The sequence below is a fragment of the Klebsiella sp. 2019SCSN059 genome (assembly GCF_021739525.1).
Taxonomy (GTDB): Bacteria; Pseudomonadota; Gammaproteobacteria; order Enterobacterales; family Enterobacteriaceae; genus Klebsiella; species Klebsiella quasipneumoniae.
Genome location: NZ_JAKKOM010000020.1, coordinates 1 through 13,588 on the forward strand (window position 1 = coordinate 1; position 13,588 = coordinate 13,588).

A 13,588-nucleotide genomic window follows, 5' to 3' on the forward strand; every position below is an offset into this window, starting at 1 on the left:
TTTCGTCCGAGGACGTTAAGAATCCATGTCACTTTGAGTGCCCACACAGATTGTCTGATAAATTGTTAAAGAGCAGTGCCGCTTCGTTTTTCGCTGCGGCGCGGGGTGTGCATATTACACTTTCCCGCTGCAGAGTCAAGCATTTATTTTCGCTTTTCTCTGCGAGGTTCTCACCGGAACCCCGCTGACCCGGCGGCTTGCTTGCCGTTGTTCCGTGTCAGTGGAGGCGCATTATAGGGAGTAATTCTGAGGTGACAAGGGGAAATGCAAAAAAACTTTTCAACCGTCTCTTTTTTCAACAATGCGGCGAGGAATGTCGCAAAAAACCGCCGTTTTGCTGTTTTAACCGACGAAACGGGGCGCCTGGTGGCATACTGTTAGTGTAGAGAAAAGAAAGGAACGGCATTTATGTCTTTAAGCGCACAGCAACTGGCGGCACAAAAGAACATCTCCTGGGTACTGGCCGAGAAGCTCGCCCAAAAGATACTGACTGGCGAATATCAGCCGGAAAGCATTCTTCCCGGCGAAATGGAGTTAGGGGAGCAGTTCGGCGTGAGTCGTACCGCCGTCCGCGAAGCGGTGAAGACGCTGACTGCAAAAGGCATGCTGCTGCCCCGCCCTCGCATTGGCACCCGGGTAATGCCGCGCAGCAGCTGGAACTTCCTGGATAAGGAACTACTCTCCTGGTGGCTCACGGAAGATAACTTCGAAGAGGTGGTGAGCCACTTTCTCGTCATGCGCAGCAGCCTGGAGCCACAGGCCTGTTTCCTCGCCGCCGCCCACGGCACCGCGGAACAGAAAGCGCAGCTCAATACCCTTATGGAAGAGATGATTGCCCTGAAACGTCATTTTCAGCGCGATCGCTGGATAGACGTCGATATGGCCTGGCATGAACATATCTATGAAATGAGCGGCAATCCTTTCCTCAGCTCATTCGCCTCTTTATTTCATTCCGTCTACCACACCTACTTCACGTCGATTACGCAAAATGAAGTCGTGAAGCTCGATCTCCACCAGGCGATCGTCGATGCCATTCTCAATAGCGATGCGCCAGGTGCCTTGCTCGCCTGCCAGGCGCTGCTGAACGCCCCACACCACGTAAATCAATAACAAGGATTTGGCATGAGCGGAAAAAAAGGGCGCAGCATGGCTGGCCTGCCGTGGATCGCGGCGATGGCCTTCTTTATGCAGGCGCTGGATGCCACCATTCTTAACACCGCCCTCCCGGCTATCGCCCACAGTCTTAATCGTTCTCCCTTAGCGATGCAGTCGGCCATCATCAGCTATACGCTGACGGTGGCGATGTTGATCCCGGTCAGCGGCTGGCTGGCCGATCGCTTCGGCACGCGCCGGGTCTTTATCATCGCCGTTAGCCTGTTTACTCTCGGCTCCCTCGCCTGCGCGCTCTCGAGTTCATTAACGGAGCTGGTCATTTTTCGCGTTATTCAGGGGGTCGGCGGGGCGATGATGATGCCGGTGGCGAGGCTAGCCCTCCTGCGCGCCTATCCGCGCAGCGAACTGCTGCCGGTACTGAACTTTGTCACCATGCCGGGACTGGTAGGACCGATTCTGGGCCCGGTTCTCGGCGGGGTATTTGTGACCTGGGCCAGCTGGCATTGGATTTTCCTGATAAACATTCCCATCGGCGTGATCGGCATTCTGTATGCCCGTAAATATATGCCAAATTTCACAACGCCGCGCCGACGCTTCGATATAACCGGTTTTCTGTTATTTGGCTTAAGCCTGGTGTTATTTTCCAGCGGTATTGAACTGTTTGGCGAAAAAATCGTGGCGACATGGCTGGCGCTGGCGGTGATCGCCGTCAGTCTGATACTGCTCCTGGCCTATGTCCGTCACGCGCGCCGCCATCCTGCGCCGCTGATCTCGCTCTCTTTATTTAAAACCCATACGTTCTCGGTCGGCATTGCCGGAAACCTTGCCACGCGGTTGGGTACCGGCTGCGTACCTTTTCTGATGCCGCTCATGCTGCAGGTTGGCTTTGGCTATCCGGCCATTATCGCCGGCTGTATGATCGCCCCCACCGCTATCGGCTCGATTATTGCGAAATCTACCGTTACCCAGGTGCTGCGCTGGTTTGGCTATCGTAAGACCCTGGTGGGGATCACCGTGTTTATTGGCCTTATGATTGCCCAGTTCTCGCTGCAGTCGCCAGAAATGCCGCTGTGGATGCTGCTTCTGCCGCTGTTCGTGCTGGGGATGGCGATGTCCACGCAGTTTACCGCCATGAATACCATTACCCTGGCCGATTTGACGGATGACAATGCCAGCAGCGGCAATAGCCTGCTGGCAGTCACCCAGCAGCTTTCCATCAGTCTCGGAGTGGCCATCAGCGCTGCGGTGCTGCGCTTCTATGAAGGTTTTGACAGCGCCAGCACCGTAGAGCAGTTTCACTACACCTTTATTACCATGGGCGTGATAACCATCGTGTCGGCGCTGATGTTTATGCTGTTGAGAGCGAAGGATGGCCGCAACCTGATTAGCGAGCGGCACAAACGCTAAGCGGAGCCGCGGACCACCAACTCCGGGGTTAACTGTACGCGCTGCTGTTTTTGCTGCGGGTCGGCCATGCGATGGATCAGCACGTCGATGGCCAGTTCCCCCAGCTCATCTTTCGGCTGGTGAATGGTGGTTAACGGCGGCGTCATATAGCGAGCCAGTTCAATATCATCGTAACCCACCAGCGCCATATCCTGCGGGATCTGCAACCCGGCTTGGTATAACGCCTGATAAGCGCCAACCGCCATGGCGTCGTTACCGACAAACACCGCCTGCGGCCGCTGCGGCAACGCCAGCAGCTGCTGCATCGCGCTAAATCCGCCGCCAAACTCAAAATCACTGGTCACCACGTATCCCTCGGCTACGGGCAGACCGCAGCGCGCCATCGCGGCATGGTAACCTTCAAGGCGCAGACGCGCCGGGGTTTTATCCAGCGGGCCGGCAATGCAGGCAATGTGTGAATACCCTTGATCGATCAGATACTGGGTCGCCATATCGCCACCGAGCAGCGAGTTATCCTGAATCAGATCGCTATCGCCATCAAACGGCGCCCAGTCCATCATGACCGTCGGAACCGATGGATAGCGCTGCATAATTTCCGGGGAGGGTTGGTGGGTCTCAGTGCACAGCAGCAGTAATCCATCGACGCGTTTTTGCATTAACGTCTCCAGATTACGATTCATTCGCTGCTCATCACCTTCCGTATTACAGAGTACGAGACTATAACCACGCTCAAAGCAGCTGCGCTCCACGCCCCGCACCAGCTCGGAATAAAACGGATTGGTACTGGCGGTGATCAGCATGCCGATGGTGCGGGTTTGATTAAGCTTGAGGCTACGCGCCAGCGCCGAGGGGGCGTAGTTGAGGCTTTTGATCGCAGCGTCTACTTTGGCGGTAATCGCCTCGCTGACAAAGCGGTCCTTATTGATGACGTGTGACACCGTCGATGTGGAAACGCCCGCGACGCGGGCCACATCTTTCATCGTAGCCAAGCATTACCCCTGTTGCGCTAAAAATTCATCAATCTCTGTGCGCCACGGCACGGAAGGCTGCGCGCCTTTGCGAGTCACGGCAATCGCCGCCGCGGCATGCGCAAAGCGGATCGCCTCCGGCAGGGCGGTCCCTTCCAGCAGCGCGGTCACCAGCGCGCCGTTGAAAGTGTCGCCGGCCGCGATAGTATCAATAGCCTGCACGCGAAACCCTGGGATCCGGCGGCTTTCGCCTTCGGCACTGAGCCAGACGCCGCGGCTGCCGAGAGTGATCATCACCGTACCAATGCCTTTGGCATGCAGCACGTCGGCGGCTTTTGCCGCATCCTCGTCACTCTCAACGCGAATCCCCGTCAGCTTTTCCGCTTCGGTTTCGTTGGGGGTAATGATATCCACCAGCGCCAGCAGTTCATCGGACAGTTCACGCGCTGGCGCGGGATTAAGCACCACGGTGGTCTGATGGTGATGAGCGATTTTCGCCGCCGCCAGCACGCTCTCCAGCGGCGACTCGAGCTGCATCAACAACGCCTGCGCGCTGGCGATCCGCTCTTTTTCCGCCTCTACCTGAGCGACGGATAAGGCCGCATTGGCGCCGGCATGAATACCGATGACATTCTCACCTTCGGCGTTAACGAAGATTAACGCCACGCCGGTTGCTTCCCCGGCGACCGCGCGCACAGGCGCCACATCGATTTTATCGCTCGCCAGCTGGCGACGGATGCGTTCACCGATGTCGTCATCGCCGGTGCAGGCGATAAACGCGATATCCGCCCCGCTGCGCCCGGCGGCCACCGCCTGGTTGGCCCCTTTACCACCGAACGCCAGCTGGTAGTGGTTGCCGGTGACGGTTTCACCCGGCGTCGGGAAAGCGTCAAGGTTGAGAATGTGATCGGCATTGATGCTGCCAAGGACGACAAGTTTGCCTGCAGTTTTCATCGTTTCTGTTCCCGGGAAAGCGCGCCACCGGGATCCGGTGGCGCATGCCCTGCTTTTCTTTTTTTATATTGTCCCTCGGACCGTTGCCAGTCCGAATCGCATATTACTGCTTAACGACCAGCTTCAGCTCAACCGGGTAGTTAGCTTCCACTTTTTCGCCCTTCAGTACCTTATCAGCAGTCTCAACGCCTTTCGCGCCGATCTGCTCCGGCAACTGTGCGACGGTCGCCGCCAGTTTGCCACTGTTTACTGCTTTTTCGCCATCCGGAGTGCCGTCAAATCCAACCACCATCACATCGGACTTGCCTGCGGTCTGCAGCGCGCGCAGAGCGCCGAGCGCCATTTCATCATTCTGCGCGAACACCGCCTGGACGTCAGGATGGGCGGTCAGCAGGTTCTGCATCACGTTCAGCCCTTTGGTACGGTCGAAATCGGCCGGCTGGCTGGCCAGGACGTTGAACTTGTGCGCCGCCACGGCCTGTTTGAAGCCTTCGCCGCGCTCACGCGCCGCGGAAGTCCCGGCAATGCCCTGCAGCTCAATGACTTTCGCACTTTCACCCAGCTTTTTCGCAATGTAATCGCCCGCCATTTTTCCGCCCTGCACGTTGTCAGAGGCGATGTGGCTCACGACATCGCCTTTTGTCGCCTGACGGTCGAGGGTGATGACCGGGATTTTCGCCTGGTTCGCCATCTTCACGGCATTGCCGACGGCATCAGAGTCGGTTGGGTTGATCAGCAACAGCTTCGCGCCGCGCACCGTTAAATCCTGAACGTTAGCCAGCTCTTTCGCCGGGTTGTTCTGGGAATCGAGCACCACCAGGTTGTAGCCCAGTTTGTCAGCTTCTTTTTGCGCGCCGTCTTTCAGCGACACGAAGAAGGGATTGTTGAGAGTAGAGATAACCAGAGCGATGGTGTCTTTGGCCATCGCGTTCGCGCTAACGGTCGCACTTAGCGCAACAGCAGAGACCAGGGTCGCCAGTTTTTTCATATTCATAGTTAAGATGTCCTGTAGAGTTCTCAGTTACTGCTTTTTGTTATCTACCAGTACCGCCAGCAAAATCACCACCGCTTTAACGATCATCTGGTAATAGGAAGAAACGCCTAAAAGGTTCAAACCATTATTCAGGAAGCCAAGGATCAGCGCGCCAATCAGCGTGCCGACAATGCGTCCTTTGCCGCCCGCCAGGCTGGTGCCGCCGAGCACGACTGCCGCAATGGCGTCCAGCTCATAGCCTGTCCCGGCCGTCGGCTGCGCGGAGGAGAGGCGCGCCACTTCGATAATCCCGGCCAGCGACGCCAGCATCCCGCACAACGCGTAGACGATAATTTTGACTTTATTGACGCTAATCCCGGACAGGCGCGTCGCCGCCTCATTACCGCCAAGGGCGTAGATATAACGACCCAGGCGAGTATGGTGCAGCATGTACCAGGCCGCCAGGAAGACAATCGCCATGATCCATACCGGCGTCGGGATCCCCAGCGGACGCCCGATACCAAACCAGCCGAACAGATCGGCATTATCGCTAAAGCCGGTATTGATCGGGCTGCCGTTGGTGTACACCATGGTCACGCCGCGCAGCAGCAGCATCATCACCAGGGTGGCGATGAAAGCCTGCACGCGGCCTTTCGCCACAATCACCCCGGTGACTGCGCCGATCGCCGCACCTAATGCGAGGGCAGCAGCGACCGCCACCAGCGCATTCACTTCAATGCCAACGATCGACGCCGCCACCGCGCCGGTGAGCGCCAGCAGGGAACCGACGGACAGGTCGATCCCCGAGGTCAGTATGACCAGCGTCATCCCTACCGCCATAATGGCGTTAACGGAGGTCTGCTGCAGAATATTGAACAGGTTATTGACGGTAAAAAAGTTGGGGCTCATGGTCGATACCACCGCGATCAGCACCAGCAGGGCAATCAGCGATTTTTGCTCCATCAGCCACGCTTTCGTGAAATAACGGCGACCAGAAACAGCCTGGGTTGTCATCTTTCTTACTCCTGATTCACACGGTTAAGCTTGCCCACAGCGGCAGCCATCAATACTTCCTGGGTGGCCTGCTCGCGTGTGAATTCACCGCCGAGATGCCCTTCATGCATCACTATGATGCGATCGCTCATGCCCAACACTTCCGGCATCTCGGAGGAGACCAGAATGATGCTCAGGCCATCAGCTTTGAACTGATTGATAAGCTGGTAGATCTCTTTCTTCGCCCCAACGTCGACGCCACGGGTCGGCTCATCGAGGATCAGGACCTTCGGCCGGGTCATCAGCCCGCGGGCGATGGCGACCTTTTGCTGGTTGCCGCCGGAGAGCAGGCCGATCGCCTGCTCCATGGACGGCGTTTTCACGTTAAACAGCCGGATGAAATCACTGACCGCCTGCTGTTCATCTTTATGCTTGAGACTCCCCCCCGTCCGGCTGAAGTAGCGCAGGGCGGTCAGGGACATGTTTTCTTTTACCGACATCCCGAGCACTAAGCCGTCACGCTTACGGTCTTCGGAGATATAGACAATGCCGTTCGCCAGACCATCCTGCGGCGAACGGGTCACCACTTCGTGACCGTCGAGCGTCACGGAGCCGCTGCTGCGCGGCAGCGCGCCATACAACACTTTCATCAGCTCGGTCCGCCCGGCGCCCATCAGCCCGGCGACGCCGAGGATTTCCCCCTGGCGCAGGGTAAAGGTCACGTTTTCCACGCCCGGGCCGCAGAGATTATCGACTTTCAGGCGCACCGCGCCCGGCGCCTTAGCCAGATGCGGATACTGATCTTCCAGCTTCCGGCCAACCATCATTTCAATCAGACGGTCTTCATCCAGCGAGGAGACCTCGCGTTCAGCAATAAACTGCCCGTCGCGGAACACGGTCACGTCGTCGCAAATCTCGAAGATCTCTTTCATGCGGTGGGAGATGTAGACGATGCCGCGCCCCTGCGATTTCAGTTCGCGGATCACACGGAACAGCGATTCGGTTTCGGTATCGGTCAGCGCGTCGGTCGGTTCATCCATAATGATGACCTTCGACTCGAAGCTCAGCACTTTGGCGATCTCCACCATTTGCTGATCGCCAATCGACAGATCGCCCACCAGCTTCTGGCTGGTAAAACGGAGATTCAGCTTCGCCAGCAGCTTGTCGGCTTCGGCATACATCCGCTTCCAGTCGATTTTGCCAAAGCGGTTAACGAATTCGCGGCCGAGGAAGATGTTCTCGGCGATCGTCAACTGCGGGATCAGGTTCAGCTCCTGATGGATAATGCCGATCCCGGCTTCCTGGGAAGATTTTGGGCCGCTAAAGGTGGTCTCTTTGCCCAACCACAATAAAGCGCCAGCATCACGGGTATAGATCCCGGTCAGCACTTTCATCATGGTGGATTTACCGGCGCCGTTCTCACCCACCAGCGCCATCACCCGGCCAGGGTAGACATTCAGCGAGGCGCCGGAGAGCGCCTTGACGCCAGGGAACGCTTTATCGATCCCTTTCAGTTGCAATAAGGCTTCCATGACGGCGATCTCAGAAGGTGACGCCGGCACAGAGAATGATATTCGCAAACGGGGAACACTCCCCGCTGCGAATTACCGCCTGACTGTCTGCGGTTTGTTTTTTGAACTGCTCATGACTGGTGTAACGAATTTCAATGGTGTTTCCCTGGTGCTGCTGCAGCTGCTCAAGATGGTTGAGCAACGTCGCGTGGAGCTGCGGATTATGCGTCTTAATTTCCTCCGCGATGACAGCCGCTTCAACCTGCATTTCCGTCGTCACCACTTCCAGAACCTGCATAAATGAAGGTACGCCCTGGGTCAACGCCATATCGATGCGCGCGCTGCTGCGGGGAACCGGTAATCCGGCATCGCAGACCACCAGCGTATCGGTGTGGCCCAGGCGGGAGATAACCGCGGAAATATCAGCGTTAAGTACGGTGCCTTTTTTCATTTTTTCTCTTTTGCTCCACTAGCGAAACGTTTCGCTAAAATAATTATTATCAATGCGTGAGCAGAAAACCATCACCAGAAGAGAGAAATGTGATCGCTATCGAAACGTTTCGCGAGACAGCGACAGGAGATGACAGCCGGAGTGAGAAACAAAAAGCCCTTCGCAACGGAAGGGCTTTTTTGACATCAGATTTCGACCTGAGTACCGAGCTCGATAACCCGGTTTGGCGGGATTTCAAACTGATCCGGCGCGCGCAGGGCGTTACGCTGCAGCAGCAGATAAAGCTTGCCGCGCAGGCGCAGATACCACGGTCGTTTGCCGATAATCAGCGACTCATGGGACATAAAGAACGAGGTCTCCATCATCCGGCAGCTGAGTCCTTCCAGGCCACAGCGATGGAACACCTCTTCGACATTTGGCGTTTCCCGCCAGCCGTAGCTGGCCACCACCCGCCAGAACGAGGGCGACAGCTGCTCAATCTGCACCCGGCGAACGTTATGCACGTAAGGCGCGTCTTCGGTGCGCAGGGTCAGGAGGATCACTCGCTCATGCAGCACCTTGTTGTGCTTCAGGTTATGCAGCAGGGCAAACGGGATCACGTTCAGGGCGCGGGACATATACACCGCAGTACCCGGCACGCGCACCGGCGGCGATTTCTCCAGCGAAGAGATCATCGCTTCCAGCGAGTTGCCGTGCTCGTGCATTCGACGCAGCAGGCGGAAACGCTCGCTCTTCCAGGTGGTCATCACCGTAAACATCACCAGACCCAGGGACAACGGCAGCCAGCCGCCGGAGACAATCTTATCGAGGTTCGCCGAGAACAGCGGAACATCAATGCACAGGAAGGCCACCAGCATCAGCCCAACGAACAGTTTATTCCAGTGCCAGTTTTTGCGCGCCACCGTTGCCGACAGGATGGAGGTCAGCACCATGGTCCCCGTGACCGCGATACCGTACGCCGCCGCCAGGTTAGACGAATGTTCGAAGCTGACGATGACGATCACTACCGAGACATACAGCAGCCAGTTAATGAACGGGATATAGATCTGGCCGGACTCCATTTCCGAGGTGTGGATGATGCGCATCGGCGACAGATAGCCCAGACGCACCGCCTGACGGGTTAAGGAGAAGACCCCGGAGATCACCGCCTGCGAGGCGATAACCGTCGCCAGTGTGGCGATAATCAGCATCGGGATCAGCGCCCACTCCGGCGCCAGCAGGAAGAACGGGTTTTTAATCGCTTCCGGATGCTTAAGCAGCAATGCCCCCTGGCCAAAATAGTTCAGCACCAGCGAAGGCAGCACGACGGAGAACCAGGCGACACGGATCGGCAGTTTGCCGAAGTGCCCCATATCGGCGTACAGCGCTTCCACCCCGGTAATCGACAGCACCACCGCGCCAAGCGCAATAAAGGAAACCGTTTTGTACTGCAGGAAGAAGTGCACCGCCCAGTAGGGGTTTAGCGCCTGCAGAACTTCCGGGTTAGCGTAAATGCTTCGCGCGCCAAGCACCGCCAGCAGCAAGAACCAGATCAGCATAATCGGCGCAAACAGCTTGCCGACCATCCCGGTCCCGTGCTTCTGGATCATAAACAGCAGGGTAAGCACGATAATGGAGATCGGCACAATCCAGCTATCGAGCTGCGGAGCGATAATTTCTAACCCCTCTATCGCCGACATCACCGAAATCGCCGGGGTAATCACCACTTCGCCATAGAAGAAACTGCCGCCGATCAGGCCGAGGATCACCAGCACAGAGGTCATCCGCGCCGAGGTATTGCGTCCGGCCAGCGACATCAGCGTTAAGATCCCGCCTTCCCCGGCGTTATCCGCCCGCATCACGAAGGTGATGTATTTAATCGATACGGTAAAGATTAACAGCCAGAAAATCAGCGACAAAAAGCCAAAAACGGCATCGCGCTCAACGCCAAAGCCAAACTGACCTGACAGGCATTCACGCAGGGTATACAGTGGACTGGTACCGATATCACCGTACACCACGCCGATGGCCGCCAGCGTTAACGCCGGCAACGATTGTTTATTATCAGTGCTCATAGACTAGTCTTTTCGTTTATAAAACAAATGTGTGCCTAGTCCCTTGGCCCACAAAAAGCGCACAGTATGCACGATTATTTGTGAAATCGTACCCCTAACAGACACCATATTAACCTGGCTCAAAAAAAATAAATCGATTCTTCAGGCTATTACCGCCCCTGCTCTAACATCTATACTCGTCCCAATAACGATACATGACAAAGCACGCAACTCAATTATGGCTCAAACACATTTACTGGCTGAAAGAATTTCCCGACTCAGCGCGGCACTCGAAAAAGGACTCTTTGAACGCAGCCACGCGATACGCCTGTGCCTGCTGGCGGCGCTCAGCGGCGAGAGCGTATTTTTGCTCGGTCCGCCGGGGATTGCCAAAAGCCTGATTGCCCGCCGCCTCAAGTTCGCCTTCCAGCAGGCGCGCGCTTTTGAATACCTGATGACCCGCTTTTCCACCCCGGAAGAGGTTTTTGGCCCGCTGTCCATTCAGGCGCTGAAAGATGAAGGCCGCTACGAGCGTTTAACCGCCGGCTACCTGCCGGAAGCAGAAATCGTGTTCCTCGATGAAATATGGAAAGCGGGTCCGGCTATCCTTAACACCCTGCTGACGGCGATTAACGAACGTCACTTCCGCAACGGCGCTCACGAAGAGAAAATCCCGATGCGCCTGCTGGTGGCCGCCTCGAACGAACTGCCCGAAGCCGACAGCAGCCTGGAAGCGCTGTATGACCGCATGCTGATCCGTCTGTGGCTCGATAAAGTACAGGATAAAGGTAATTTCCGTTCGATGCTGGTCAGCCAGCAGGATGAAAACAGCAATCCGGTGCCCAGCGCGCTGCAGGTTAGCGATGAAGAGTTTACGCAATGGCAGCAGCAGATCGGCAATATCAAACTGCCGGACGCGGTGTTTGAGCTGATATTCCAGCTGCGCCAGCAGCTGGATGCCCTGCCAAACGCGCCATACGTTTCGGATCGCCGCTGGAAAAAGGCTATTCGCCTGCTGCAGGCCAGCGCCTTCTTCAGCGGCCGCGACAGCATCGCGCCGATAGATCTTATCCTGCTGAAAGATTGTCTGTGGCACAACGTCGAGAGCATGAACCTGATGTCGCAGCAGTTGGAAACGCTGATGACCTGCCACGCCTGGCAGCAGCAGGCGATGCTGACGCGGCTCGGGGCGATTGTGCAGCGACGCATTCAGATCCAACAGCAGCAAAGTGACAAAACGGCGCTAAAGGTCACCCGCCTTGGCGGCATGTTTAGCCGCAAGCCGCACTATGAGCTGCCGGCGGAGATCCAAGGGACCACCCTGACCCTGCTGCTGCAGCAGCCGCTCAAACTCCACGATATGGAAGTGATCCACATTACTTTTGAGCGCGAGGCGTTAGCCAGCTGGCTGGAAAAGGGCGGCGAGATCCGCGGCAAGCTCAACGGGATCGGCTTTGCCCAACTGCTCAATATGGATGTCGACACCAGCCAGCATCTGGTTGTTCGCGACGTCAGCCTGCAGGGCTCACGCCTCTCGCTGCCCGGCAGCACGTCGCAGGAAAACATGCCGGCGGAAATTCGCCAGCAGCTGGAGGCGCTGGACGATGAGTGGCACCAGCAACATAACCGCTTCAGCGAGCAGCAGAAGTGCCTGTTTATCCCGGTCGAGTGGCTGGGAAGAATCGAAGCCAGCCTGCAGGACGTCGGCGCGCAGATTAAACAGGCGAAGCAGCCATGACGCTCGATATGCTGAATGTCATGCTGGCAGTCAGCGAAGAGGGAATGATCGAGGAGATGCTGCTGGCGCTGCTGGCCTCTCCGCAGCTGGCGGTTTTCTTTGAGAAATTTCCCCGCCTGAAAAACATCATCGCGGCGGATATTCCGCGCTGGCGGGAAGCCGTTCGCGCCCGCTTAAAAGAGGTTAACGTCCCGCCGGATCTGGACGCCGAGGTGCAAACCTATCAGCAGGCTCAGCTGCTCTCTACCTCGCAGTTTATCGTCCAGCTGCCGCAGATCCTCGGCAAGCTACACCAGCTCCAGTCCCCTTTTGCCGCCCAGGCGCAGAAGCTGGTGGACGACAATGCGACCTTTACCCCGGCGCTGCATACGCTGTTTTTACAGCGCTGGCGCCTGAGCCTGGTGGTGCAAGCCACCAGCCTTAACCAGCAGCTGCTGGATGAGGAGCGCGATCAGTTGCTCAGCGAGGTCCAGGAACGAATGACGCTCAGCGGTCAGCTCGATCCGGTGCTGGCTGAGAATGACACCGCCGCCGGACGCCTGTGGGATATGAGCGCCGGCGAACTCAAACGTGGCGACTATCAGCTGATCGTGCGCTATGGCGATTTTCTTAACCAGCAGCCGGAGCTGCTGCAGCTGGCGGAACAGCTGGGGCGCTCACGGGAAGCGAAATCCGTGCCGAAGAAAGACGCGCCGATGGAGACCTTCCGTAGCCTGGTGCGCGAACCTGCGACGGTGCCGGAACAGGTCGACGGCCTCCAGCAGAGCGATGACATTCTGCGCCTGCTGCCGCCGGAGCTGGCGACGCTCGGCATCACGGAGCTGGAATTTGAATTTTATCGCAAGCTGGTGGAGAAACAGCTCCTGACCTACCGGCTGCACGGCGACGCCTGGCGCGAAAAAATCACCGAACGCCCGGTGACGCGGCAGGATTTTGATGAACAGCCGCGCGGGCCCTTTATTGTCTGCGTCGATACGTCAGGATCGATGGGCGGTTTTAACGAGCAGTGCGCCAAAGCCTTTTGTCTGGCCCTGATGCGCGTCGCGCTAGCGGATAACCGCCGCTGCTTTATTATGCTGTTCTCCAGCGAAGTGGTGCACTACGAACTGACCTGCGAGGGCGGCCTGGAGCAGGCGATCCGCTTTCTGAGCCAGCGCTTTCGCGGCGGCACCGATCTGGCCAGCTGTTTTCGCGCCATTATTGAACGTCTGCAAAACCCGCAGTGGGTGGATGCGGATGCCGTGGTGATCTCCGACTTTATTGCCCAGCGATTGCCGGATGAGGTGATTGCTCAGGTGGGGGAGTTACAGCGAAAGCATCAGCACCGTTTTCACGCGGTGGCGATGTCGGTACACGGCAAACCCGGCATCATGCGCATCTTCGATCATATCTGGCGCTTTGATACCGGGTTGCGTAGCCGCCTGCTGCGACGCTGGCGGCGCTAATC

11 protein-coding genes are annotated in these 13,588 nt (G+C 57.3%); 4 read left to right on the forward strand and 7 right to left on the reverse strand.

Annotation, left to right across the window (positions count from 1 at the left end):
* The first annotated feature begins 408 nt into the window (after window positions 1–408).
* Both L2I46_RS18815 and mdtD read left to right on the forward strand, forming a co-directional pair.
* Window positions 409–1,110, forward strand: coding sequence for a FadR/GntR family transcriptional regulator (locus tag L2I46_RS18815; RefSeq protein WP_023291487.1), 702 nt, complete (start codon window positions 409–411; stop codon window positions 1,108–1,110).
* A gap of 12 nt (window positions 1,111–1,122) precedes the next feature.
* A complete protein-coding gene (mdtD, locus tag L2I46_RS18820; RefSeq protein WP_023291486.1) occupies window positions 1,123–2,520 on the forward strand; it encodes a multidrug transporter subunit MdtD in 1,398 nt (465 codons plus the stop codon).
* On the opposite strand, the gene rbsR is transcribed toward mdtD, so the two are convergent.
* The 7 genes from rbsR to kup all read right to left on the reverse strand — a co-directional run bounded on the left by rbsR (window position 2,517) and on the right by kup (window position 10,424).
* Window positions 2,517–3,509, reverse strand: a complete 993-nt coding sequence (rbsR, locus tag L2I46_RS18825) for a ribose operon transcriptional repressor RbsR (protein WP_086076398.1) — start codon at window positions 3,507–3,509, stop codon at window positions 2,517–2,519. The genes mdtD and rbsR overlap by 4 nt on opposite strands.
* Window positions 3,510–3,512: 3 nt before the next feature.
* Window positions 3,513–4,442 (reverse strand): ribokinase, encoded by a 930-nt coding sequence (gene rbsK, locus L2I46_RS18830; RefSeq protein ID WP_023291484.1) that lies wholly within the window; start codon window positions 4,440–4,442, stop codon window positions 3,513–3,515.
* 103 nt (window positions 4,443–4,545) lie between these two features.
* Complete coding sequence (gene rbsB / locus L2I46_RS18835) at window positions 4,546–5,436, reverse strand: ribose ABC transporter substrate-binding protein RbsB (protein ID WP_004202323.1); 891 nt, start codon at window positions 5,434–5,436, stop codon at window positions 4,546–4,548.
* A gap of 27 nt (window positions 5,437–5,463) precedes the next feature.
* Window positions 5,464–6,429: a ribose ABC transporter permease gene (rbsC, locus tag L2I46_RS18840; protein WP_004202322.1), complete on the reverse strand. Its 966-nt coding sequence runs from the start codon at window positions 6,427–6,429 to the stop codon at window positions 5,464–5,466.
* 5 nt (window positions 6,430–6,434) lie between these two features.
* Window positions 6,435–7,940 (reverse strand): ribose ABC transporter ATP-binding protein RbsA, encoded by a 1,506-nt coding sequence (gene rbsA, locus L2I46_RS18845; RefSeq protein WP_023291483.1) that lies wholly within the window; start codon window positions 7,938–7,940, stop codon window positions 6,435–6,437.
* Between the two features lie 10 nt (window positions 7,941–7,950).
* Window positions 7,951–8,370, reverse strand: a complete 420-nt coding sequence (rbsD, locus tag L2I46_RS18850; protein WP_004202320.1) for a D-ribose pyranase — start codon at window positions 8,368–8,370, stop codon at window positions 7,951–7,953.
* A gap of 185 nt (window positions 8,371–8,555) precedes the next feature.
* Window positions 8,556–10,424, reverse strand: coding sequence for a low affinity potassium transporter Kup (gene kup, locus L2I46_RS18855; protein ID WP_004202319.1), 1,869 nt, complete (start codon window positions 10,422–10,424; stop codon window positions 8,556–8,558).
* Between the two features lie 217 nt (window positions 10,425–10,641).
* Between kup and ravA the strand changes: the two genes are divergently transcribed.
* Window positions 10,642–12,141 (forward strand): ATPase RavA, encoded by a 1,500-nt coding sequence (gene ravA, locus L2I46_RS18860; RefSeq protein ID WP_072421439.1) that lies wholly within the window; start codon window positions 10,642–10,644, stop codon window positions 12,139–12,141.
* On the forward strand, window positions 12,138–13,586 hold the full coding sequence (gene viaA, locus L2I46_RS18865; protein WP_032454444.1) for an ATPase RavA stimulator ViaA: 1,449 nt from the start codon (window positions 12,138–12,140) through the stop codon (window positions 13,584–13,586). The genes ravA and viaA overlap by 4 nt, the downstream gene beginning before the upstream one ends.
* The last annotated feature ends 2 nt before the right edge of the window (window positions 13,587–13,588 follow it).